Below are 23,663 nucleotides of genomic sequence, written 5' to 3'. Positions count from 1 at the left end.
GCTATACTTATTTACGCAAACTCAAAACCCCCAAAATGATAGCCCCCAGAGACGCTAACCCTGTGGTTAACCCTATAATTGTTTGGGCACTATTACCCTTGCTTGCAGGTTTTTTAGGAACATATACTTCACTTCCGGGTTTAACACCAGGGTGGATATTAAAAAATAAAAATTTACGGGTTCCCTTTACCGTTCCGTTAGGATATACAACATACGCCCCTCTTCTTAGTGCCTCCGGACCATACCCGCCAGCATTAGAAACAAAATCATTAAATGATTTTGATTTTTCATAAACCACTGCGCTTGGGTAAAGCACCTGACCGTTTACACGAACAATTTGTTGCTGTTTAGGCACTCTTAAAACGTCGCCATCTTCAAGTAAAAGGTCATTTTTAGATCCTGGTGCTTTTAAAATTTGCGGAAGATCAATACCTACAAAATTATTACGCATCACTGTATCAACATCGTTTTTAGTGGAGTCTTTATAACTTCTCTTTAAACGGGACATGCGGTCTACTCTTTCACGTGCAATTTCTAAAGTATCAGCTTTGCGTCTGTCAATACCCAAAATTGCAATATTGTCCCTTCTTAATGAACCTCCCTCAACATCTGCCGAAGCGGTTAGGCCACCGGCACGGGCAACAAGATCTGATATCTTTTCATTTTTACTTTTTATGGTATATGAGCCTGGGTAAATTACTTCGCCCTCAACTTTTACAGTTTTTTGTTTTTCAAAACCAGGTAATGTATAAATTGATACTATATCAAATGGGTTTAATACAAAATTAGCTTCTGCCGGTTTTAACTGCCCATCAATATTAACACTAAAAACCTGAGCTACAGAACTATTCCGGGATGTTGGATCAGCGTCATTTACCCGCCTTGCCACTTCAATACGCTTTGTGCTGGCTCCTTCCGCAAATCCCCCGGCCTTTAAAATCAGGTCTTCTACCTTCATATTTTCTGAAAAGGCAAACTTTCCAGGTTTTCTAACACTGCCATTAATAGTCACGATGTACTTATCACGCAGATCAAATATGGATGAGATATTAACAATATCTTCACGTTGCAAGGGAATAGTTACAGTTTTGCTTATAACATCTTTTACATTAAACCCTATTATTTCGGTACTATTATCGGGTTTTAAACGAGTAATAGTTCCTCGCTCCATAAAAGCGTCTTCTTTTAAACCTGCGGCTTTTTCAATTAACTGGGTCAATGTTAAACCATTCTGCAATTCAAAATCACCTGGTTTAAAAACGGCCCCCTTAATTACAACCCGGTTCTGAAACCTGTTAATAATTGATTCTATAGTATATTTATCGCCCCTTAAAGGAATATAATTTTTATAATCAGCTTCTAAAACATCTGTTATTTTTCGCTGCTGATCACTAACCTGCGACACTTTGATACGTGCCGTATAAGCGCTATCCGTAAAGCCACCTGCATAGTTTAAAATATTATCCAGGCTCTCTCCCGGTACAACTTCAAATAATGCAGGAATTTTTACTTCGCCCACTAATTGCACCCTTGTGCGGTAAGTAGGTACGCGTACAATGTCCTGATCCTGTAAAGAAACATTATCTTTTTGATCGCCCTTAACCAAAAAATCGTAAACATCCAGGTGCCTTATGATACGATTGTTCCTGATCACCTCTATTTGTCTTAAACTTCCATTATCGGTAGGTCCGCCTGAAGCATAAAGTGCATTAAAAACAGTGGATAGTGAAGATAATGTATAAGTACCCGGCTTTTGAACCTGTCCAACTATAATTACTTTAATACTGCGTATATTGCCCAGTGATACCTGCACGTTAGTACCACGCCCAATGGCGTAATTATTAGCCGCCAGTTTACTCTTTATATTTGATGTAGCCTGCTCAATAGTTTTCCCCCCAACGTTTAAAACACCAATACCCGGAATATTAATATTACCCTCGGGCGAAACTTCTAATTTCCAGTTTACCGAAGAATTACCATAAACATTGATATTAAGCTGATCATCCGGACCAATAATGTAGTTTACAGGTGTGGCCAGTTTCAAATTAGGTTCAAAAGAGCTGTTTTTGTTTTTAAAAATGTCTGCTCCAAATATTTTAGGTTTTAAACTTTCAAAAAAGTCCTTTTTAATAAAAGTGGTATCAAGGCTGTCAGGTTTATAATTTAACTTGCGCCCTGTTTTGTTGTCATCGTTAGTGGTATCTACCGGGTTACTCTTCCCTGTGGCTTTATTGCGAATTTCCTGGATCCTAACCTGCAATTTTTGAATTTGACCACTGGTCATACCTCTTGTTTGGGCCTGCTGAATTAACTCAGTGTCACTTAAACCTGCATTTTGTGCTTGTTGCAAGAGTTGTGTTATTTGCTGATCAGAAAGATCATCTACATTAATAGAAGAGAGATTTTGAAGGTTGGTTTGGGCCGAGGTTTGTTTAATAACCCCGAAACAAATAATGATAACAACCAAAAATATACGAAAGTTAATTTTGTTCATGGTTAAAGGCCATTAGAGTATAATATGACATAATACCCCAATAAAAAGTATTTATTTTTCGCAAATGTAAATCAATTTATTATTAATGAACTGTACAAAAGTTTTAATTTTACCTAAAAGGCATGTTGATCATTACAGTTATCATTTATAATAGTTATTGCCAGTAACTTATCTGCTAAACTCATTTACATTAATTTACCTATTAAACCACCAATTGAATAGTGGTTCACAATTTTACTTACATTATTATATATATCAATAAGTACTGCTATGTGTATTATGGCGCATCATCTGCAACAATATTGGGTTCATGGTATTTGATTTACTAAAATTACAATTCTTCCGGCTTCTGTGTTACTCATGCACACTATACGAATCATATTGGTCTTATATAACACCAGCCTGAAAAAATAAAAAGAGTTGGTTATAAAATTTTGATCAAATGCCCAATGATTATTCAAAATAATAGGTCAGATTGATCCTTGCATGTAAATTAAAGCTATTGCCGTGATTGTATTGGTAGTTTAAAGAGTAAACAGGAGTAAGCTCGGTCGAAATAAGGTATTTTTTTAGTTTTATGTTGGTATAAAAAGTATTGGCAATATCTACCCAGTGCGAATTAAAATTACCTGTTCCGCTAAAGGCACTATAATACAGGTCGTTATTATGAACCTGCCTTTCAAGCATTATTCCGTATGAATTTAATCCCTTTAGGTAACTAATATCCAACACAAAACTATTACCTCCGGGTCCAATTCCGGCGCCTATGTATCTGCCATCATTAGTATAACCGTCTCTCGGGCTCGAAAGATGCGTATACCAGGTGGGTTCATCTCTTAATAAAAAAGTTACGGATCTTTGTAACTGGGTTATTTCGGCTTTTAATTGCAAGTAATTATCCTTTGCCAATTCAAACAGCTTTCTACCCCCAAAAGTGTATGCTGCCGAATGTGCAGGTTCCTGTAAAAAATCGTTAAAACTTCCTGTTCTGTCGTTCCTTCCCCATTCAAAGTAAAGTTCTGCATTATACAAGGGCAACAACTGCCGAATATTGATTGCAAATGAAAAATCCTGACCATCCCCCCTGGTCGCGTTTCCAATATCATTAGCCTTAAGAGATGAACCAGTAATTACCGGGAACAGCCTGCGAAAAATATTCTTTTTATTATATATAGAATCCTTATCCAAATAATCATATCCTGTAATTCCCAAATACAAACCCTTTAACCATTTTGGCTGCCAGCTAACCGTATAGGCTGATATGTACCGGGTAACCTCGGGCTTGGGGATAAATAAGCCTTTACCATATACCAATTTATTGGTATCAAGCGGCAAATATCCCGACTGCTTTAAATTACCACCTATTATTTGCCACTCAAATGATCCTATAGCGGTTTTTATGGGTTTTACCGAATTAAATGTCCAGTGTAAAAAACCAGGGGCCGAATTACTCATCATTATAGAATTCCTTACTCCCGGGCCCCACCAAATATTTTCTGTTGAAACTCCGGCCTCCATATTTTTAAAATTGACCGTTACTTTTGATTGCCCCGGATACAAATGCTGTAAAGATTTGTTGCCAAACCGTTCAGGTGCATCAATGCCATTTATGGTATTATAGTAGGCTGCCAGTAAAGTGGCCGAGTTATTATTGGCCTGCACATCGGCAAACGTATCAAATCTTTTATTTTGAGCATATACAAATTCGGGTTTTACCTGTATCCTGAATATCCCTGCAGTTAATAAAAATCCGCCGCTCAGCATAGTCTGATAACCGGCATTTGGATATAATGATGAATTATTATATCCATAAGGCCGCTTTGTATTATATTCATTAAGCCAGTTAAACGGTAGTAGTTGTATGCCCGAAGGTTGCCCCATCAATTTAAATTTCGCAAACATTTTGCTTGCCACAAGCTTTTGCAGTGATGAATCAGCCCCACTCCACTGGCTGTTTACCGGCCGGATACTAAAAGAAGAAAGGTTATCGCTTTTACCCATTATCTGATCTCTTCTGGCAATATCTTCGGCATAACTTCCTATCGGTATAGTTTGTGAAGAAGCCTTTGTAATACATAAAATCAACAAGCAAATTGATGCCAGCACTTTTTTCACTATCCTGAAAGATAACATTGGGGAACTGCTAAGAATTTTAAACGAGTGCATTATATTTTTTTGAATAAGAAAGCTTCAATACAATTTCAAAAACTTCTTTTAAACGCGTAACGTAAGGGTTGACCCACTAAACTACTTATCAATAAATCACCGTTTAATACAACTAATTTACATTTTAATAATGCAAAATATGCAATAACCGAAATGATATTACAAGATTTTTAAAAATTTCTGAATAAAGATATAATTAAACCCCTTAACCGTTTATCAAAACTATTTACAGGACGCATTTTTAATACCGTATGCAATAACAGGAATACCGTTTCACATCCAGGGTATTGTTTAAACAGAAGTGCTCATTGTTAACCAAATAGCAAAATTGCAACGCTTAAAATGCAAGAATAAATGTCGTTAAAAAACGGTCAATCGGGTAGGTAGACAACCGCAATCAGAAACTAAATTTTACAGTAAGATTATATTATTTTTTATTGATATTATTTTTTATGGCGGGCAACCAAATACTCGTTTCAAAACGTATTGGAATTATACTAACCTATTATTAACCAATAGTTCAATAAAAATGAAACTTAAGAAAAACCTACCCTTCGTAATTGCTGGTATTGCCGTAATGTTTGCCAGCTGGTCATGTAAAAAAGACCACAAAATTAACCCCGACCAAACTCAAGGCAATGCTGTTAAATTAGCTACAAATTCAAAGTTTGGTAATATTATGACCGATGCAAAAGGAAAAACACTTTACTTTTTTGCAATTGATGCCAACGGAAACTCGGGATGCAACGGTGGCTGCTCTGTAGTATGGCCTACCTTTTACCAGGCAAACTTAACTTTAGACAATGGCCTTGATACTAAAGATTTCGGGACCATTACCCGTGCCGATGGTTCAAAACAAACTACTTACAAGGGCTGGCCATTGTATTATTACCAGAGTGATGCAAAAGCCGGCGACACCAATGGCGACGGTGTGGGCAGTACATGGTTTGTAGCCAAACCCGATTATACGGTAATGGTAGCTAACAGCCAGCTTATTGGCAATGATAGTGTGAGGTATGACAGCCAGCTTAAACCTGGCCTGCAAATAACCCAATACATTACCGACGACCGTGGCCAAACCTTATATTCTTTTAGCCATGACAAATTTAAAACCAACAACTTTACTACTGCTAATTTTAGCAATAACGCGGCTTGGCCAATTGATACGGTGAAAACTGTTCAGAATGTACCATCCATACTTGATAAAACCCAATTTGAAATAATTACTGTATTTGGCAAAACACAGCTGGTTTACAAGGGCTGGCCGCTATATTACTTTGGCAAGGATAATGGTCAGCGTGGTAATAACAGAGGTATATCTTTCCCCTCACCAGGTATTTGGCCTTATACCAATAAATCAACTACGGTTGCACCAATGTAAATAACCGTTGTTTGTAATAACACAAAATGGGCAAAGGGAATTATCCTTTGCCCATTTTTGTTTAAAGTTATTTTCACCTGCAAAATTGCTAAACGGGCGATAACCTGATTGCGATATGGACATGTCCGGGTGTTCGCTTTTTTGTGTGCATGAAAAACCCGAACAGTCAATAAATAAAAATACCGTGTTTTCACGGATTGACAACGTTGATTTAGCCTCTTACATTTGCCGTAATGCGCAAGAATAAGAGAAAGCCTGTTAAGAACAGTAAAAAGCCCCTAATGATGCTGGAGCTACCTATTAAAACTTCCATTTTTTTTCTTATACTTTTTGTTTTAGTTTTCCAACAGGAAGCCCGGGGGCTATCAAGTACTATAATTAATCCTTTCCACCCCGAGTTAAAACTCATCTCCGATTTTAAATCATTCATTACATTATTTAACAGTATCGTGTCTTACTTTAAAGGGGTTTATTAATAAATAATAAACTAACACCTGCCCGCTTTACTGGCACACAAAAAAAATTAAGTATATGTGAGTGATATGCTTAGTACATGGTCTGACTGACCTTTATACAGCATTACCCCTAAACAGGTAATGCTTTTTTATTGCAGTTAAATACGGCTAAAATCAGCATAAGTTTTTACCATTAAGGCAACCTCTTTCTCGTAGCCCACGTAATTCATATAAACACCTCTTAACCAAACATGAGGTCACAACTATGAAACACTTAAAGCATATCAGTATGAAAAAAATCATGTTTCCGGTAATAACGCTGCTTATTATCAGCACTTCGGCTTTTGCCTGGGCATTAACCACCTGGAAAGTAAAACCTAATCAATACGAAGTAAAATTTTCCGGAGGAAAGATCCATGGGATATTTGAAACACTAAAGGCAAACATCCAATTTGATAAAGAAAACCCTGAACAATCAAAAATTTCTGCATCTATTGATGCTAACAGCCTCGCTACCGGTTTTTTTATAAAAAACATGCATGCCAAATCTGCTATAGATGCAGACGACTATCCAACCATTTCATTTGTAGCAACATCCGTTAGTAAAAGTACCAATGCTTACCAGGCTGTTGGTAAACTTACGCTGAAGGGTGTTACCAAACAGGTTACTATTCATTTTACTTTTGAAGATAAAGGCAACGAAGGGGTTTTTAAAGGCGAGTTCAAATTTTTGCCCAAAGATTTTAACGTCACCCGTAGCGGCACACCAGACGAGGTTACTATTGACCTGAATGTTCCCGTTACCAAATAATAGTTAAAAGCCATATTGGTAAGCTTATCAACTCACGCAACTAAATCTCAGAGTCATATATTCATAAAAAAGGCAAATGATAAAATTATCATTTGCCTTTTTTATTTCCTCTGTATAATCCCATAAGTATTTAGAAGGATAAAAAGAAAGCCGGCGCAAGCCGATCCTTCATTGAAAGTGCAGTAAAGGTTAATAAACCTTGCAAACTTATATTACTCATGTAAATCACCTCCCTATTGCTGTATAATCCGGGCCACTTATTATGTGTGGTCACCGGATACACGAAAGCTCAACATATGCCATTAGTACCTATCCTAAATTACAGATACATAACTTTTTATGCTTGAGCGGATACCTCAGCAGCATAGTATGTATTAGTACCAACAAAAAAAGGCAAATGATCAAATGACCATTTGCCTTTTTTTGTTTTTTCAGATTATCTGGTTTTATAATCCAAATCCGTAGGCTATGCGTAAGCCCACCATACCAAAATGATCTTCGCTCCTTGAAAAGTTTTCATAACGAACGCCAACGTCCCATTTTTCATTAGCATATCCTATGCCTGGCGACAAATCCAGCCTGTGCGGTCCCCAGCCTTGTTCCAACTTCTCAAAAGCAACACCGGCTTCTCCGGCAAAATATATGTTTGGCACAAAAAACTCTTTAATACCAACTTTGATCGGGATTTCGCCGTAGCTCTGATATCTTCTGTCTTGTCCAGGGATCATTTTAGGAAAAAAGTGATACCCCCCGGCAGCAAGTGTAACTGCAAAACTGTTGCTAATACCATATTGCAAACGGGCTGTACCACCTAATGTAAAATTGGTTCCGAGACGTGCAACACCTGTTGGAATACCTGTTTCAATACCTAAACCTAAGCGAAAAGCATTGGCAGGAGTGGTTTGGGCCTTTACATTTGTTGTAAAAAAGACAGCTGCGCCGATGAACGCTGTAGCTATTAGTTTTGATAGTGTTTTCATTTAATAGTGATTTTAGTAAACAATGAATACTAATATTACTACCAAACTCGCCAATAGGTTGCCTCGCCTATAATGTTTTCTTTTATTATGTTATTTACAAGCGTATCAAAACCAAAAACATCTGTTAACCCAACACATTTAAACCTAAAATTTTAATTTAAAAATAGCACTAAGGATTTATTAATTTGATAGAACCATCGGCATTATGGTGCAATTCGGTTACCTTGATATTCCGTAAATGGGTTTTGCCTGACAGCTCAGTGTCATGATAAAATATGTACCACTTGCCTTTGATCTCCACTATAGAATGATGAGTGGTCCAGCCCTGAACCGGCGTCATAAATATGCCTTTATAGGTAAAAGGCCCCAACGGACTGCTGCCTGTGGCATAGCAAAGAAAATGTGTATCGCCGGTTGAATAGGTGAAGTAATATTTGCCATCATACTTATGCATCCATGAACCTTCAAAAAACCGGCGGTTATGGTCTTTTGTTAATAAAGGTTTACCAACACTGTCAACAATAACCACATCTTTTACCTTACCGTCAAAATTTTTCATATCGGGGTTAAGCAAGACTACCTTACAATTAATGGCCGGTGCGTCTTCCTGCTTAGAGTCGGTCTTTGAGCCTGTGGCATCATATTTCCCGGTGATCCAGCGCTGAAGCTGTCCACCCCAAATACCGCCAAAATACATATAGGTTTTGCCATCAGTATCAGTAAACACCGCGGGATCAATACTATAACTCCCTGCTATTGGTTCAGGCTCTGCCTTGAAAGGGCCCTCCGGGTGGCTTGAAGTAGCAACCCCTATCCTGAATACATCTTTTTTATCCTTCACCGGGAAATACAGGTAATAGGTGCCATTTTTGTACGCGGCGTCAGGCGCCCACAATTGCCGGCCAGCCCAGGGAATATCTTTTATATCAAAACCCACACCATGATCTGTAACCTTGCCGCCAATGCTATCCATCGATAGGATATGATAATCTTTCATCGCGAAATGATCGCCGTTATCGTTTTCAGGTATACCGGCATCAATGTCATGAGATGGATAGATGTATATTTTACCGGCAAACACATGTGCCGATGGATCGGCTGTATAAATAGAGCTTATAAGCGGCTCCGAAAGATATTTCACCTTACTGGTTTCCTCTTTTTTACTGCTATCCGCATTACCAGGTTTTTTACCGGTTGAGGTACACGCATTTAAAATACAAACCGGTACAAGGAGAGTTAAAAGTAGTTTGCCTGTTTTTGATTGATTGCTCATTGACATTTGATTTATAGTGATGATTAATTGGTCATATAATTATTGCCGCCTATCCCCGGTACATAATAAAATTTCATATCCTTATAATACGATAGCGGGTGATCTGGCTTTGGATAAATACTTTCTATCGGCATTTTTGAAAAAGTTTGAAAATACAAAACGCAGGCATCCCGCCATCTTAATGCTTCAGATAGTTGAATACCCATGAGTTGATTTACTTCGGCAAAACGTTCAGGATCAACCTTGCCCGACATTTTATCCCAGGTGAGCTGCATTTGTTTTACCGACTCGGCACCGCTATAATAATGGTGCACCAACTCGTTCCATAACGAATTTCCTGAGCGCATTTTATAGGTCCATTTTACATGATGAAACCATAGCAGATATTCGTCAGGACAGGTAGCTAAATTTTCCCAATGCCCTTTTACCTGCGGCATGTATTGTGCCAGCGCGTCGCTTCCGCTGCTTGTTCTGTCAAAACCAATTCCAGCCGAATCAGCCTTGTGATAATAAGTAGCGTTCCAGTCAGGTCTGCCTGCATTATCAACCCAGGGGCCCGGTCCGTAATGTGTTGATACGCCCATAATATGATGAAGACCTAATGGCGTCATATAATTAACCGTATTTTCCCGCGATTGCAGCATGATCTTTTTCACAGGGCTTACAAAACCATTATCATTGGTAAATGTCATCCTGAGCCAATCATCGGCAATAGTGGCTGGTGAAAGATCAGGGTTCCAAGCAAAGCGACCAAAAGCGTACCAGTTTGCCTGTGCAAAAGGATGCCCGCACCAATTAACATCCGTACCTATATTGGCAACCCCGGCCATACCCGTAATAAGCTTTTTATTAAAACCGCCTGTTATAACCCGTGATACTGTTGAACCTTTTCCTTGTGTATACGTATCAGACTGAAGGCATTCGGTAAACAGAGGCGCTTCATAAACCAAATGTGTTGAAAAGCCCAGGTATTCCTGTGTCAACTGAAACTCCATCATTAACGGCGTGTTGGGCATGGCTCCAAACAAAGGATGAAATGGTTCCCGCGGCTGAAAATCAATCGGGCCATTCTTAACCTGGATGATCACGTTATTTCTGAACTTACCATCAAAAGGTTTAAATTCGTTGAAAGCCTGTTTCGACCGGTCATCCGGCACCTTATTATCATACACAAAAGCGCGCCACATCACTATTCCCTGATGCGGGGCTAAAGCATCGGCCAGCATATTGGCGCCATCAACATGACTGCGACCATAGGTTTGTGGCCCCGGCTGTCCCTCGGAATTTGCTTTCACCAAAAAACCGCCAAAGTCTGGTATATAACTGTAAATTTCGTTTACCTTATCTGCCCACCACTTTTTTACAGCAGGATCAAGCGGGTCTGCGGTTTTTAGTCCGCCCAACTCAACAGGGCTGCTAAATTTTACGGAAACGTATATTTTGATACCATAAAGCCTGAAAACATTGGCAAGCGCCTGTATCTTCAACAGGTATGCTGGCGATAATATTAATGCATCGGCATTTACATTATTGATCACTGATCCATTGATGCCAACCGAAGCATTCGCTCGTGCATAGTCAATATATCGCTGATCAATAAAGCCGGGCAGCTTATGCCAGTTCCAGATGGATGAACCGGCATACCCCCGTTCAACACTCCGGTTAAGATTATCCCAATGATCAAGTATGCGGTAAGTGATACGCGGATGATCTGAAATATTTAAGTCATTTACAGATTGCCGGGTTTGCAACAATTTTAAAAAATTAAAAACACCGTACATAACGCCGATATCTGTTTTTGCAGTTATCAGTATACAGCTCCTTTTATTGACCAGCGTTGTTTTTATGAGATATCCTTCATCACCAATACTGTCCGGAACAGTGATGGCCAATGATTTTAATGATTGCGGCGTACCAATTACAAGCGTTTGACTATTAATTATCTCGACACTTTTTTCAGGCTTTAGCGACAGCATGTCATTGAGGCCGGTCTGCAGTTCTGCCTGCGCTGCTTTGAGCGTAGCCGATGTTGCAGGAAATATCAAATAACGAAGTTTTTGCTGATAAAATACCACCTCCTTTTGATTGGTCAGCTTGCTATATTCCAGCCATAGTTTGTACCCGTTATCTGCGCGGACATTGGATATCGTTACCAATAAAAGTAAAGCGAGGGCACTTGTATTTTTTAGGAGTTTTCTTTTCATTAGTTACCTGTTATTAAACTTCATTAATTGGTTAAACCACCGTGCTGATTATGTTTAATGTATGCTGCCACCTCAACCATGGGCGCTACCCAAATAGCATTCTCGTTCTTTTTAAGATAATGCAAAAGCTCGCTATGTGCTTCCAGGCTAACGTTTATGTTATGCCCCCCGCCCACACCGTGAAATAAAAAAACCAGCAGTGTGTGTGATTGCTTCGCCCTTTCAACCAATTCAATCATATATTCGGCCGATTGACCATTGATCATGAAACAATCAACATTATCAAGATTAACCTGGCTTGCAGTTTGCAGCCCTGCATTTACCCCTCGTGCGCCTGCAAACTCATTCTTTAAACCGGTATAAAAATATTCGCCGCCAATTTTAAGATCACCGCAGGGATAGGCAAAGGTCCTGGTGTTTTTGCCATCAATAGCCTTAAGCAGCGTATTATTGGTCTTAATTTCTTTAACAGCACGTGCAACAGTATATTTACTTAGGTCAGTTTCGGGCGTAACAAAACCACGACCGGCCAAACTACCATCACATGGATGGTATAGTGAGTGATTGCCAAGCTCATGACCATGAGCGGCCGCTTTGCGCCACTCCTCCATTCTTCTGATCACCACCGGCGAAGAACCTATTATATAAAAGGTGCCTTTCAGCTTCAGGGAATCCAAAGCTGGTAGCACATTGTCAAGGTCGGCATCAATGGCATCATCGTAGGTCAATACAACGGCGCACTCCTTGTGGTTCCACAATGCGGCTTCCTGAGCGTTTACCACAACTATGTTCATTAAAAAAGTAATGAACATCCAGAATTTAACAGTACCCATATTATCTTTTGTTTATATATAATTATTTACCCGCGGCAGCTCGGTCTTTATCATAATGCATCATCTTATTTGCCCAGGCTATAAAGTATTTAACATTGGGCGCATCAGTATGCCCGCCGTCATGCTGACGCCAGGCCAGTTTACCATTAAGCATATCTGTATTTACCGGGGGCATTTTTTCAGTTTTATAATTGTTTGAAACACCAAGATCACCAGCTCCCAATAATTTAAACACAGTACCCGCTGCTACGGTAGCCATATAACTCCCCTGCTGATCCAGCCACCTGGCATCGCCTTGCTCAGGTATGCCATAACTTATAAAAGTAAGGCGGGGAGCGCATAAGGCTATCAATTCATGCGCATCTACCGGAAGATCATTAGCTGTTTTAGGGCCGAAGGTTGCGTCAGAAGCGCCATATTTCATAAAATTACCGGCCATCCAGTAGTATTCGCCGCCGGTAAGGCTTTCTACCGCTTCGCCAAAATTGCGTCGATGCAGCTTAGCTCCGCCCTCGCCCGACGAACCAATTAATCCCATAGCAAAACGCTGTTCAAATGCCAGCGTTACCAATGCCGCTTTACCATAACGGGATACACCCTCAATACCAACGTGTTTAGCATCCACCGCCGGTTCGGTTTCAAGGTAGTCCAGCGCCCTTGCAGCGCCCCATGACCATGCACGCAAAGCGCCCCAGTCTTCGGGCTTGCGGGGCTGGCCTTTATTCACCAATCCTATTATACCTTTTGTCAAACCCTCTGCATTATCTGCCTGAATAGATGAGGGATCAATAAGCACATAACCCCAACCGCTGGATATGAGTTGAGAGGCTGTTGGCGGATCGCCTTTCACCATCGGAAAACCACCCGGCCCAAAAGGCGATTGCTCCGGGATAGGCTTATAGGCAGGATACTGCTCAAATATATTTTTCAACTCCGGATGCTCCTTAACAAGCAGCTCCTTTATAGCGCTGTTTATTTTCTCCAGATCGGCCGGTGCGGGTTGGGCAGGCGCGGGCAACGCGCTCCGGCCAAACATCATCAGCACCGGCACAGGGCCTTTGGTATTAGCCGGCAATACCAATGTCATTTCAATATTTACATTAATAAGCGGATAGGCGGTATTGTCAACATGGCCTATGATCTGTTTGGCAATTACCGGCACAAATCCCACGCGCTCCTTGTCCGTAACTTTTACCGTCCAGGTTACTTTGGGCATGTTTGACGGAATCCGGCCATAAACCTCGCGCTCCATGTCCTCCACAATTTCCGGGCGCCGCTGCTTCCACCAGCTATCCGGGGTAGTTACCTTCCTGCCATTTTTAAGGGTAAGCGCATCAGGCAGCCCGGGATAAGGATTGGCCAACGCTTCATCATAATTAGCGTGGTTTGGAGCTGTGGCATCACCGCTTGGCCCAGGTCTCAACGCTTTGATCCCTAATTGTTTCATCATTTGCTGATGATCCTGGTCGGCGGTGAAATTAACCGGTGCTGCGTTTTGAGCGCTGGCCGCTACCGGAAGCGTAAGTAAACTCAGGAAAATGGCGATCTTCATTTTTATCGGGTTAAATATCAGTTACGGATTTGATTATGGATTATCAGTACGGAAAGGCGATGCCGGTAACCCTTCTTTATTATAAAGATTGGCTCCCTCCGGATTATCGGCCCAGGCATACCTTACATAAAGTGGGTTTATCACCTTCTCGTTCCACACAATTACTTTATCACCCTCAATTATAGCTGTTGCCCACACAAACTTTTTATCGGCACCAGCTATCGCGAACTGTTCCAGCTCAGTGCCATCGTGAATGACAAGGCCGCTGCCTGTATTTTTAAAGCTGACCGCTATCCGGCTGCCTTTAACAACAGCGGATTGATAAATTGGGCCTGAAGCAACGATGTTTTTTTCACCGTAAGCCACATTTTCTGCCGCAATTGCTAAACGCTCGCCTACGTCTTTTTTATTAAGGGGATGAATATCATTCCACTCTCCGGCATCAATAGTAACAGCCATGCCAGTATTGGGTACCGAAAGCGCTTTCAGCTGACCTTCTCTTAGCCGGGCCCAATCACTTTGGGCAGGTGAATATTCCACTTCATTAAAATTAGGCAGCTGTGCATAAATAAATGGCACATCACCCTGGTTCCAGCGGCTGCGCCAATCGGCAATAAGGGCTTCCAGTAACCGCCCGTATTCAGCGGCCTTGTCCGCGTTACTTTCCCCCTGATACCAAAGCAGGCCCTTTATAGTGTAATTAATAACCGGTGCAACCATCGTATTATAAAGCCCGGTCGGTTCGTTTTGGGCGGTAAAGACCGGCGGCGTATAGGTATCCGCTGGCGAAAAGACCTGGCCTACCTGGTATAACCATTCGCCCCTTAAATCAATAACCTCATTACCGATATTTAAATGATATGGCTTATCAGGCACAAAACCTCCCTTTCCTGATGTATTTAATACCCTTACGACGATGACGTTTTTACCCGGTTTTAGCAAACCAGCAGGCACATTGTATCTGCGTGGCGGATATTTATAAGTGATATTGCCCACAGACTTTCCATTCACATAGGTTTGGTCGGCATCAACAATTCTGCCTAAAAACAGTTTAGCAGGTTGTCCCTGAACCGATGTCGGCAATATGATCTCCTTACGAAACCATACTACGCCATTTAAGTTTTTTACGCCCTGATCGTCCCAGTAGCCGGGAAGCCAGAAATGGTGCCAATTGCGCGGAACGTAAGCAGTATCATACCATGTTTTTGCACCGTTTAAACCTTTATCATTTTTAACCGGAGATGAGTTATGCTGATTGTTAGCAAGCGCGTTCACTTTAGTAACACTATCCATAAAGCTTGTGTTATGAAATTGGGATAACCGGCTATTATATGGAGCAATTTCTTTTAAACTACCCTCACTTATCCATGCCTGTACGGGAGTACCTCCCACGCTGGAGTTGATGATACCAATAGGTATGTGGTATTTTTGGTAAAGCTTTTTGGCAAAGAACCAGGATGCAGCACCAAAGCTGAGTATGTTTTCAGGATCGGCTTTTATCCATTTACCGGGTAACAGATCGTCATGTAACCGGGTAACATCTGATTCCGTTTTTACAAAGAAGTTCCTGATCTCGGGATAATTGGCTGACGCAATTTCTTCAGGGTACCTTTCTTTGACCCGCTCCATGGGCAAAACCATATTTGACTGTCCCGAACAAAACCAAACATCCCCAATTAAAATATCATTCAATATAATATGATTGCTTGCCCTAATATCCATTATATAAGGGCCTCCGGGTTTCATGGCAGGTAAAACAATTTTCCACCCGCCATTTTTATCAGCCACTGTATGATAATTACCGCGAAAGGAGATACTGACTTTTTCGCCGGCAGCTGCCCATCCCCATATGTTGACCCTGGCATCGCGCTGAAGCACCATACCGTTTCCAACTAATTGAGGTAAACGCACAGCTCCATACAATGGAAAGCACGAGAGAACACAGCAAATAACAGGGAACAGCCGTTTAAGTAATTTCATAAATATCATTTAAATGATGTCGGTTTATATTTACTAAATAACAAAATAAATGACATTTATGCAATCGATTGCATAAATATATTTGTAACAATATAGTTTTAAAATATCAGGCAAGAAATTAATCAGGCATAATATCAACAGCTTGTAAGTATCACCCGGATAAAAACCCTTAAATCACTGTGCAATTGGTAATTTAAGCCTTTATCATGCTGTCAGTGTTCTTTTTATCCCAAGTTCCAGGCCCCGTAGTTCTGCCAATCCTTTTAAACGGCCAATTACTGAATATCCGGGATAGGTATTATAATTAAAGTCATCCAATATTTTATGTCCATGATCGGGCCGCATCGGTATAGCTATATCCGTTCGTCCGGCTTTTTCCCTTTTCAACTGCTCATTAATGACGCTTTTCATTACAGCATACATATCGGTGCTGCCTGTTAAGTGCTCAGCTTCATAAAAACTACCATCAGCTTCACGGTTTACGTTACGCAGATGCAGGAAATGTATATGGCTTCCTAAACGCGATATGATACCGGGGATATCATTTGCCCCGTTGGCGCCCAGTGAACCCGTGCAAAGTGTTAATCCGTTAGCCGGCGACTTGTACATATTTACAATATCATTCAAGTCTTCTTCATTTTTGGCAACCCTTGGCAAACCTAAAATTGGAATCGGCGGATCATCGGGATGGATACACATTTTTACACCCAGCTTTTCTGCGTAGGGAATAATGGCACTTAAAAAATAACTCAGGTTTTCTTTTAGCTTTAGCTCATCAACCGCACTATACTTTTCCAGGTATACTTTAAATTCTTCAACCGTAAATACCTCATCTGTACCGGGAAGCCCGGCTAAAACAGTATTAGTAAGCAGTTTCTTTTCATCGGCGTTTAAACTATCGAGGTAGATCTTGGCTGCCAGTTGCTGCGCGGCATTAAACTCCAAAAAAGCGCCCTCGCGCTGCAGGATATAAAGATCAAATGCCGCTAATGCAGGTGCATGATACCTTAATGCAGAGGCGTTATTGGGTAACCTGTAATCAAGATGTGTACGTGTCCAGTCTAATACCGGCATAAAATTATAACATACCAGATTGATACCGGCCTGGGCAAGGTTCTTTAATGTTTCCACATAATTGGAGATGTAATGGTCGCGCTCACCGGTGCCAATTTTTATGCTTTCATGAATGTTTACACTCTCGACCACCGACCACCGGAAACCAGAAGCGTTAATGGCAGCTTTACGCTTCCGGATCTCCTCTAAACTCCATATCTCCCCGCATGGGACATGATGTAACGCGGTTACAATGCCGGTTGCGCCGGTTTGCTTTATTGCTTGAAGTATGACAGGATCTGCAGGCCCGAACCACCTGAAAGTTTGTTCTAAATTTGGAATCATAAAAAAGGTACTTAACTGTTTATAAGGCATTTAAAATAAAACCCATGATAGGAAATGTCAATGAAAAAACAAATATAAAAAATGTGCAATCGATTGCTCAAATAATCCCCGATTATTTTTATATTTATCACTTCATATATTCAATACATCCTATGGCTGATGGCAAAAAAGAAATAACAATTTATGATATAGCGGCCCGGCTCAAGGTTTCCGCGGCTACGGTGAGCCGGGGCCTGAAAGACCATCCCAGAGTTAGCAAGGCAACAAAAAAACTTATCCTTAAAGCCGCCGAAGAAATGGGCTATCGTTCCAATTCTTTTGCCAGTAATTTACGAAAGAAACAAAGTAATGTCATCGGTGTTATTGTTCCCCGGCTCAACAGTAGTTTCATGTCTGATGTGCTTGCAGGTATTGAGAAGGTGGTTAATGAAAATAATTACACCCTTTTCATCAGCCAGTCTTTAGAAACGATGAAAAAAGAAGTCAGCAACGCGAAAGCTATGTTAAATAACCGTGTGGATGGTTTACTGGTTTCATTGGCGTATGACACTACAAATCTCGATCATTTTGAACCTTTTATAACACGTAAAATCCCGGTTATATTTTTTGACAGGGTATTGGATCACGAATCCTGCCCGCAGATCTATATTGATAATTATAAAGCAGGTCAGGATATAACCAATCATCTGATAACCCAGGGATGCAAGCGTATTGTACATATAACCGGCAATCAGCTGCGTAATGTTTACAGCGACCGCTTTCATGGTTACAAGAGGGCGCTCGAAGATAATAACCTGGAATTTGACAGGGAACTGGTGATTGTAACCGACCTTAGCGCGCAGGCAGGAACCGCTGCCGCTCATCAGATCCTGAAGATGTCGCCGCTGCCGGATGGTGTGTTTGTCGCGAATGATATATGCGCGATAAGCTGTATGCAGGCACTAAAAAAAGAAGGCATAAAAATACCTGTTGATATGGCCATTGCCGGATTTAACAATGATCCCACCTCCTGTGTGATAGAACCAAACCTGACAACCGTAAACTATAAAGGCTATGAAATGGGCGAAGTTGCCGCCAGGCTGATGATCAATCATCTGCTTGATAAACCTGGCATTCAGGATTCGCATAGCCTGATATTAAGATCTGAATTAATTATCCGTGAATCATCGCTGCGAAAGGGCTAATTCATTTTAAACACAACCTGTAATACATTTTAAATGACTTCTAAAACAAAGCTTGCAATCATTACCGGTGGCGCATCCGGCCTGGGTTTGGCAACAACAAAAAAATTTATTGAAAACAATATCCAAACCATTATCATTGGCCGCGACGAAAGCAAGCTACAAAAAGCTGCTAACGCATTTGGAGAACTTTGCCATTATAAGGCATTCGACTTGAGTAATATTAAGGGAATACCTGTCCTCATTGATGATATCATCCAGGAATACGGAACGCCTGATATCCTGGTTAATAACGCGGGAATCAATCAAAAAAAGTCTTTTACTGAAGTTACCGATGAGGATTTTCAGCAAATTATACAAACCAATTTGACCGCTGTATTTGTGATAAGCAGGGAAGTGGTAAAACGTATGATCACCGCTGGCAGGGGCAGCATTGTTAATATCAGTTCCATGGCTTCCCAATATGGTATCCCCTATGTGATATCGTATACGGCTACCAAAGCTGCTATTGAGGGGATGACCAGAGCCATGGCAACCGAGCTTTCGCCATTGGGTATAAGGGTTAACTGTATAGCTCCTGGATTTATCGCGACAGACATGTCGGCAAAAGCGCTTAATAATGATGCGAAAAGGAAACAAAAAGTAATGTCAAGAACACCTATGGGCAAGTTAGGTGAACCCGAAGATATAGCAGACGCGGTATTTTATTTATCATCAGATGCCGCCAAATATGTTACCGGTGTGATATTACCTGTTGACGGTGGTAACTCTATTGGTTTTTAAAATACTTCTCAATATAAAAGGGGGCGGTGGATTAATCCACCGCCCCCTTTTTATTTCCTCCATAGCTATTACTCCGGCGGCCCTAAGTAACTGGGTTTTAACCCGCCGGTGTTAACTACAATTTTCTGTAAAACAACTCCAGGATCTACCATCCAATATTTTATGGTGTGAATACCACTTTGTCTGATATGATGCCTAGTGATCAGTTTTCTGATGTTATCACTTACAGCCTCACCCCAGGCTTTACTATCTGCCGCGGTGCTGATGTTAACCTGTTGCGGCTCCTCATTATCTATAGAAATTGCATAAAACAAACCTTGCTGATTCTTGAAATCAAGCGTTGGTGACACATAAGTTTCCAGCGCTACTGAACCGGTATCTGACAGGTTGATACGATATTCCAAATGCGGACTGTTCCCTTTGGGTTGCAGTTTATTAGCAGTGACGGGCCAGGGTGTAACACCGGACAATGTTCTGCCATATCCGGGAATCACCGTCCATGTTATCTGAGCGCTGTTTATTACCTTGTGATAATGCTGGGCCTCCATCGCGACGTAGCCATTGGTTTCATGGAACGCGCCATCTTTTACATTAGTTTTATTGTTGATAATAAGCTCAACAGTTACTTTGTGACCAGGACCGGAAATGGTTAGGGGTACACGGACTGTTTTATGTGGCGCTTTAGCCCAATCGATACTAACCCATATCCGCTCCTGTTCATTGACTTTACCACTTGCGGGTTTAATGATCACATAAGGTCCGGGCGATTGAACCGAATAATTAAACGCTGCCTTACCTTTATTAAAAACTTCGATATAATGCCTATTCTTTTCCCATGGATAAAACCCTGGCAGGTTGGCAGTATCTGATCCATCCGTCAGGGCATGGTCAGCACCCTCCACATACACACCCATTTGCGCTGCTTCCGGTATGGTAATTTCCTTTACAGCCGGCATTGCATCAACCCGTGGTTGTTGCCAGTACGTATAGCCAATATGTGTTTGATCCATCATATGGTTCCATTTGCCCTGAGCAAGTATGGTATTATAATAGTGGGATATCTCTTTATCCTTCTCAAAAAGTTGTTTCACTTTTAAAGCGGATGTATTGGTAGCTGCCCCCCCCTGTTCTGCATACCATTTATTTTTTGCAGCCTCAAAATACATTTCGTTTAAATTGGCACAAGCCTGCACCGGATGCAAAACAAGCTGGTAATAAGCATCTTTGTATGGAGGTGATAGTTTAGCATAAAGCTTCTCCGCGTCGGTCCTCAACTGATCATAATCTGCAACAACAGTTTCGAATTCGCGGTAATTTGTCAAACTATAAGTATTCTGATCTAATAATTCAGGTTTGCGCCTGCCATTGAACTTGGTATAGGCGGACAATATGCGGCCTATTTCTTTGGAATAAAGCGGCCCAAACTGTTGCTTTGCCCATAGATCAGTATATTCCTGTAAACTATTGGCTGGCCATTTATCAGGGTTCCAGGCATAATCAAGGAAAAAGCTGATCGGAAACTCCATGGGTTTCAGGTCACCCACATTTACTATCCATACCTGCCTGGCATGATATTCATAGGCAAGGTGCATCTGCTCCCATGTTTTAGAAATAGGATTAGTATTTAACCATTTATAGTTACGCGGGCCACCAACATAATCAAAGTGATAATAAATGCCATAGCCGCCTTTACGTGGTTTCTCAGCAAGGTTGGGTAGCTTACGTATATTGCCCCAATTGTCGTCACATAACAACAGGGTAACATCATCAGGTACGCGCATACCTTTATCATAATAATCCTGCACTTCTTTATATAAAGCCCACATCTGCGGGGTTTCGGCGGCATCTTTATGGGTAACCTGGCTAATAATGCCGCGCTGATCTTTTACTATATTTTCCAGCAAAGCTATATTACTCCCCTCGGTCATGGGTTTATCGCCATCACCACGCATACCAACAGTTACAATGGTTTCTTTAGATCCCATATTTTCGATACCTTTTTTCCAGAAATCTTGTAATACAGTCTTGTTGCTATCATAATTCCACTGGCCGCTCCCATAACGTTTCCACTCTTGTTGGGCCCTGTCCATAGGCTCATGATGCGATGTACCCATCACTATGCCGTATTCATCTGCCAATACTGAGTTAAGTTTATCATCGTCATTAAAGGCATTACCCCACATGGCCGGCCATAAGTAATTACCCTTGAGGCGTAAGATCAGCTCAAATACCTTTTCGTACATCTGGTGATTAACCCCACCAAATTTCTCTTTTGTCCAGCCCGAAAATGCCGGCGCTTCATCATTAATAAAAATCCCTCTGTACTTTACAGCCGGCTCACCATCTGTATAGCTGCCAGGCAAAACGTACAGATTTTTTTTGTGCTTTACCGGTACATCCGCCCACCAATACCAGGGCGAAACTCCAATCTGTGCCGACAGGTCATACACGCCAAATATGGTTCCCCGTTTATCGCTGCCGGTAATAACCAGCGCGCTTTCAACTCCTGGAAATGGCTTTAGTACAACCTGGATCAGATAAGTTTCCCATTTACCGGCAATGGAAGTCACGTTCAGCTTTTTCTGTTGAATCAACTGATCTATCTTGTCATTTTTCCCTATTGTGCCAATAATTATAAGTTGTTTAGCATTCCCAATGTCCTTTGCTAATAAAACCGGCGATGAATTGGTGACCGATTGAATATCATTTAAAAGGTTTTTTACAGCTCTTTTCACACCCGGGTATTCCTCATCACCTGTATATACAGGCGCCGATTTTCCCATAACCGAGAGCGGAAAAGAACCGGTGCTGCTCTTAGTAGCAATGTAGCTTCTTTGACCGGGCGCCTGCGCATAATCCTTTACGGTGGCAATACATAACAGTATCAAGGAAAATATTAATGCATTTAAAAACCTTTTCATATATGCCGATTTATTGATTATTATTTAAAATTAACTACGCTCCGGTAAGCCTTTTTAGGTTCCAGATTTTGGTTAAATAATAACGGATAATTTTTTCTGCCCCGTACCGGATAGGTATCCAGCCAGGTATGCTTGTCAGATATATTCCAAAAGGTAACTCCTGAAATAACACTTTTATACTTCCTGAAAACCTTAAAAACCATAGCATACTGATCTGCTTGCTTTTGTTCCATTTCGGGCGTAAACGTGCTCAATTCACCATCGCGCAAGGCCCGGGCTTGTTTTTCCCATGGGTATACCGACATATCCAGTTCTGTTATCTGCACTTTTATTCTCAGTGAAGCAAACTTTTCAATAGTAGCGATCAGCTCCCGTTCCTGAGGTTCATAAATTGACCAGTGAGCCTGTAAGCCAACAGCATTGACGGGGATTTTAGCATCAAGCAGTTTTTTTAATAATTTGTACACCCGTTCCCTCTTTTCGGGGCGCTCGGTATTATATTCGTTATAGAACAGAATGGCTTTGGGGTCGGCCGCATGTGCATATTCAAACGCTTTAAAAATAAAGTCTTCGCCGCAGATCTTGTACCATGAAGAGTTTCGCAAAAACCGGGTGCTATCATCATCAATGGCTTCATTCACTACATCCCAGGCATATATTTTACCCTTATACCTGCCAACCACATGATCTATATGGTCTTTTAATCTTTTAAGTAATACGTCTTTGGTAACAAGCTTACCCTCTTTATCATAAAACAGCCACTTTGGGATTTGCTCATGCCAGCAAAGATTATGACCGCGAACTTTTAAACCATGTGCCTGCGCAAAAGCTACAATACTATCTGCATCTTTCCAGTAATAACGGTCCTCTTCGGGATGTATGGGTCCCATTTTCATAGCATTCTCCGGCGTCAGGCTATTAAACTGTCTCAGGATCAATGCTTCCTGTTTCGGGTCTTTTAGTGATTGCGGCGATACAGCTACGCCCATAGGAAAATACCGGGCATAATAATCCTTTAATCCCTTAGCTACCGGCGAATTAGGTTGAGCAACGGCAATACTATTTATTTTCAAAAACAATAGGATACCTACAAATAGTTTTGAAGATTTTAGTTGTGGATACATCGTATTAAATTTTAATAACCTCGTAATCACTTATTCGTTATTTCATCTTGATAAAAACTATAACCCATTTACTTACAGCTAACAAAAAAGGGCTACACTTATGCATAGCCCTTTTTGTCAGGCGGTT

Annotated in this window: 15 protein-coding genes; 4 read left to right on the top strand and 11 right to left on the bottom strand. The window is 41.0% G+C overall.

What is annotated here, in order from left to right; all coding sequences use genetic code 11:
- Nucleotides 1-7 precede the first annotated feature (7 nt).
- Together M2273_RS08870 and M2273_RS08865 are read right to left on the bottom strand one after the other, a co-directional pair.
- Nucleotides 8-2,494, bottom strand: coding sequence for an SLBB domain-containing protein (locus M2273_RS08870; protein ID WP_429395565.1), 2,487 nt, complete (start codon nt 2,492-2,494; stop codon nt 8-10).
- A gap of 453 nt (nt 2,495-2,947) precedes the next feature.
- The gene (locus M2273_RS08865) at nt 2,948-4,627 is read right to left on the bottom strand and encodes a capsule assembly Wzi family protein (RefSeq protein ID WP_429395562.1); all 1,680 of its coding nucleotides are present in this window, start codon (nt 4,625-4,627) and stop codon (nt 2,948-2,950) included.
- 562 nt (nt 4,628-5,189) lie between these two features.
- On the opposite strand from M2273_RS08865, the gene M2273_RS08860 reads away from it, so the two are divergent.
- Nucleotides 5,190-6,041, top strand: a complete 852-nt coding sequence (locus tag M2273_RS08860; RefSeq protein WP_429395559.1) for a COG4315 family predicted lipoprotein — start codon at nt 5,190-5,192, stop codon at nt 6,039-6,041.
- 744 nt (nt 6,042-6,785) lie between these two features.
- Nucleotides 6,786-7,307, top strand: a complete 522-nt coding sequence (locus M2273_RS08855) for a YceI family protein (protein WP_429395556.1) — start codon at nt 6,786-6,788, stop codon at nt 7,305-7,307.
- Between the two features lie 446 nt (nt 7,308-7,753).
- Here M2273_RS08855 and M2273_RS08850 read toward each other — a convergent pair whose 3' ends face one another.
- The 7 genes from M2273_RS08850 to uxuA form a co-directional block, all read right to left on the bottom strand.
- Nucleotides 7,754-8,287: a hypothetical protein gene (locus M2273_RS08850; protein ID WP_429395553.1), complete on the bottom strand. Its 534-nt coding sequence runs from the start codon at nt 8,285-8,287 to the stop codon at nt 7,754-7,756.
- A gap of 169 nt (nt 8,288-8,456) precedes the next feature.
- Complete coding sequence (locus M2273_RS08845; protein WP_429395550.1) at nt 8,457-9,560, bottom strand: glycoside hydrolase family 43 protein; 1,104 nt, start codon at nt 9,558-9,560, stop codon at nt 8,457-8,459.
- 23 nt (nt 9,561-9,583) lie between these two features.
- Complete coding sequence (locus M2273_RS08840; RefSeq protein WP_429395547.1) at nt 9,584-11,764, bottom strand: alpha-glucuronidase family glycosyl hydrolase; 2,181 nt, start codon at nt 11,762-11,764, stop codon at nt 9,584-9,586.
- Nucleotides 11,765-11,787: 23 nt separating this feature from the next.
- Nucleotides 11,788-12,597 (bottom strand): polysaccharide deacetylase family protein, encoded by an 810-nt coding sequence (locus M2273_RS08835; protein ID WP_429395544.1) that lies wholly within the window; start codon nt 12,595-12,597, stop codon nt 11,788-11,790.
- Between the two features lie 22 nt (nt 12,598-12,619).
- Entirely contained in the window at nt 12,620-14,149 is a 1,530-nt protein-coding gene (locus M2273_RS08830) for an acetylxylan esterase (RefSeq protein ID WP_429395541.1), read from the bottom strand.
- Nucleotides 14,150-14,182: 33 nt separating this feature from the next.
- A complete protein-coding gene (locus M2273_RS08825) occupies nt 14,183-16,129 on the bottom strand; it encodes a sialate O-acetylesterase (protein WP_429395538.1) in 1,947 nt (648 codons plus the stop codon).
- Between the two features lie 204 nt (nt 16,130-16,333).
- Nucleotides 16,334-17,527 carry a mannonate dehydratase gene (gene uxuA / locus M2273_RS08820; RefSeq protein ID WP_429395535.1) on the bottom strand — a complete coding sequence of 398 codons (1,194 nt, stop codon included), beginning with the start codon at nt 17,525-17,527 and terminating at the stop codon, nt 16,334-16,336.
- A gap of 152 nt (nt 17,528-17,679) precedes the next feature.
- Between uxuA and M2273_RS08815 the strand changes: the two genes are divergently transcribed.
- Together M2273_RS08815 and M2273_RS08810 are read left to right on the top strand one after the other, a co-directional pair.
- Nucleotides 17,680-18,711, top strand: a complete 1,032-nt coding sequence (locus M2273_RS08815; RefSeq protein ID WP_429395532.1) for a LacI family DNA-binding transcriptional regulator — start codon at nt 17,680-17,682, stop codon at nt 18,709-18,711.
- A gap of 33 nt (nt 18,712-18,744) precedes the next feature.
- Nucleotides 18,745-19,491: an SDR family NAD(P)-dependent oxidoreductase gene (locus M2273_RS08810; protein WP_429395529.1), complete on the top strand. Its 747-nt coding sequence runs from the start codon at nt 18,745-18,747 to the stop codon at nt 19,489-19,491.
- A 68-nt stretch (nt 19,492-19,559) separates the two neighbouring features.
- Here M2273_RS08810 and M2273_RS08805 read toward each other — a convergent pair whose 3' ends face one another.
- Together M2273_RS08805 and M2273_RS08800 are read right to left on the bottom strand one after the other, a co-directional pair.
- On the bottom strand, nt 19,560-22,412 hold the full coding sequence (locus M2273_RS08805) for a glycosyl hydrolase 115 family protein (protein WP_429395526.1): 2,853 nt from the start codon (nt 22,410-22,412) through the stop codon (nt 19,560-19,562).
- A gap of 20 nt (nt 22,413-22,432) precedes the next feature.
- On the bottom strand, nt 22,433-23,536 hold the full coding sequence (locus tag M2273_RS08800; protein ID WP_429395523.1) for an endo-1,4-beta-xylanase: 1,104 nt from the start codon (nt 23,534-23,536) through the stop codon (nt 22,433-22,435).
- Nucleotides 23,537-23,663 lie beyond the last annotated feature (127 nt).

It is taken from the genome of Mucilaginibacter lappiensis (genome assembly GCF_050433765.1).
Taxonomy (GTDB): domain Bacteria; phylum Bacteroidota; class Bacteroidia; order Sphingobacteriales; family Sphingobacteriaceae; genus Mucilaginibacter; species Mucilaginibacter lappiensis_A.
This window is presented reverse-complemented; position numbering and strand designations above follow the sequence as displayed.

Coding starts and splice junctions, on each gene's coding strand:
- M2273_RS08870 (WP_429395565.1), bottom strand. CDS start 2,494: ATGAACAAAATTAACTTTCGTATATTTTTGGTTGTTATCATTATTTGT.
- M2273_RS08865 (WP_429395562.1), bottom strand. CDS start 4,627: ATGTTATCTTTCAGGATAGTGAAAAAAGTGCTGGCATCAATTTGCTTG.
- M2273_RS08860 (WP_429395559.1), top strand. CDS start 5,190: ATGAAACTTAAGAAAAACCTACCCTTCGTAATTGCTGGTATTGCCGTA.
- M2273_RS08855 (WP_429395556.1), top strand. CDS start 6,786: ATGAAAAAAATCATGTTTCCGGTAATAACGCTGCTTATTATCAGCACT.
- M2273_RS08850 (WP_429395553.1), bottom strand. CDS start 8,287: ATGAAAACACTATCAAAACTAATAGCTACAGCGTTCATCGGCGCAGCT.
- M2273_RS08845 (WP_429395550.1), bottom strand. CDS start 9,560: ATGAGCAATCAATCAAAAACAGGCAAACTACTTTTAACTCTCCTTGTA.
- M2273_RS08840 (WP_429395547.1), bottom strand. CDS start 11,764: ATGAAAAGAAAACTCCTAAAAAATACAAGTGCCCTCGCTTTACTTTTA.
- M2273_RS08835 (WP_429395544.1), bottom strand. CDS start 12,597: ATGGGTACTGTTAAATTCTGGATGTTCATTACTTTTTTAATGAACATA.
- M2273_RS08830 (WP_429395541.1), bottom strand. CDS start 14,149: ATGAAGATCGCCATTTTCCTGAGTTTACTTACGCTTCCGGTAGCGGCC.
- M2273_RS08825 (WP_429395538.1), bottom strand. CDS start 16,129: ATGAAATTACTTAAACGGCTGTTCCCTGTTATTTGCTGTGTTCTCTCG.
- uxuA (WP_429395535.1), bottom strand. CDS start 17,527: ATGATTCCAAATTTAGAACAAACTTTCAGGTGGTTCGGGCCTGCAGAT.
- M2273_RS08815 (WP_429395532.1), top strand. CDS start 17,680: ATGGCTGATGGCAAAAAAGAAATAACAATTTATGATATAGCGGCCCGG.
- M2273_RS08810 (WP_429395529.1), top strand. CDS start 18,745: ATGACTTCTAAAACAAAGCTTGCAATCATTACCGGTGGCGCATCCGGC.
- M2273_RS08805 (WP_429395526.1), bottom strand. CDS start 22,412: ATGAAAAGGTTTTTAAATGCATTAATATTTTCCTTGATACTGTTATGT.
- M2273_RS08800 (WP_429395523.1), bottom strand. CDS start 23,536: ATGTATCCACAACTAAAATCTTCAAAACTATTTGTAGGTATCCTATTG.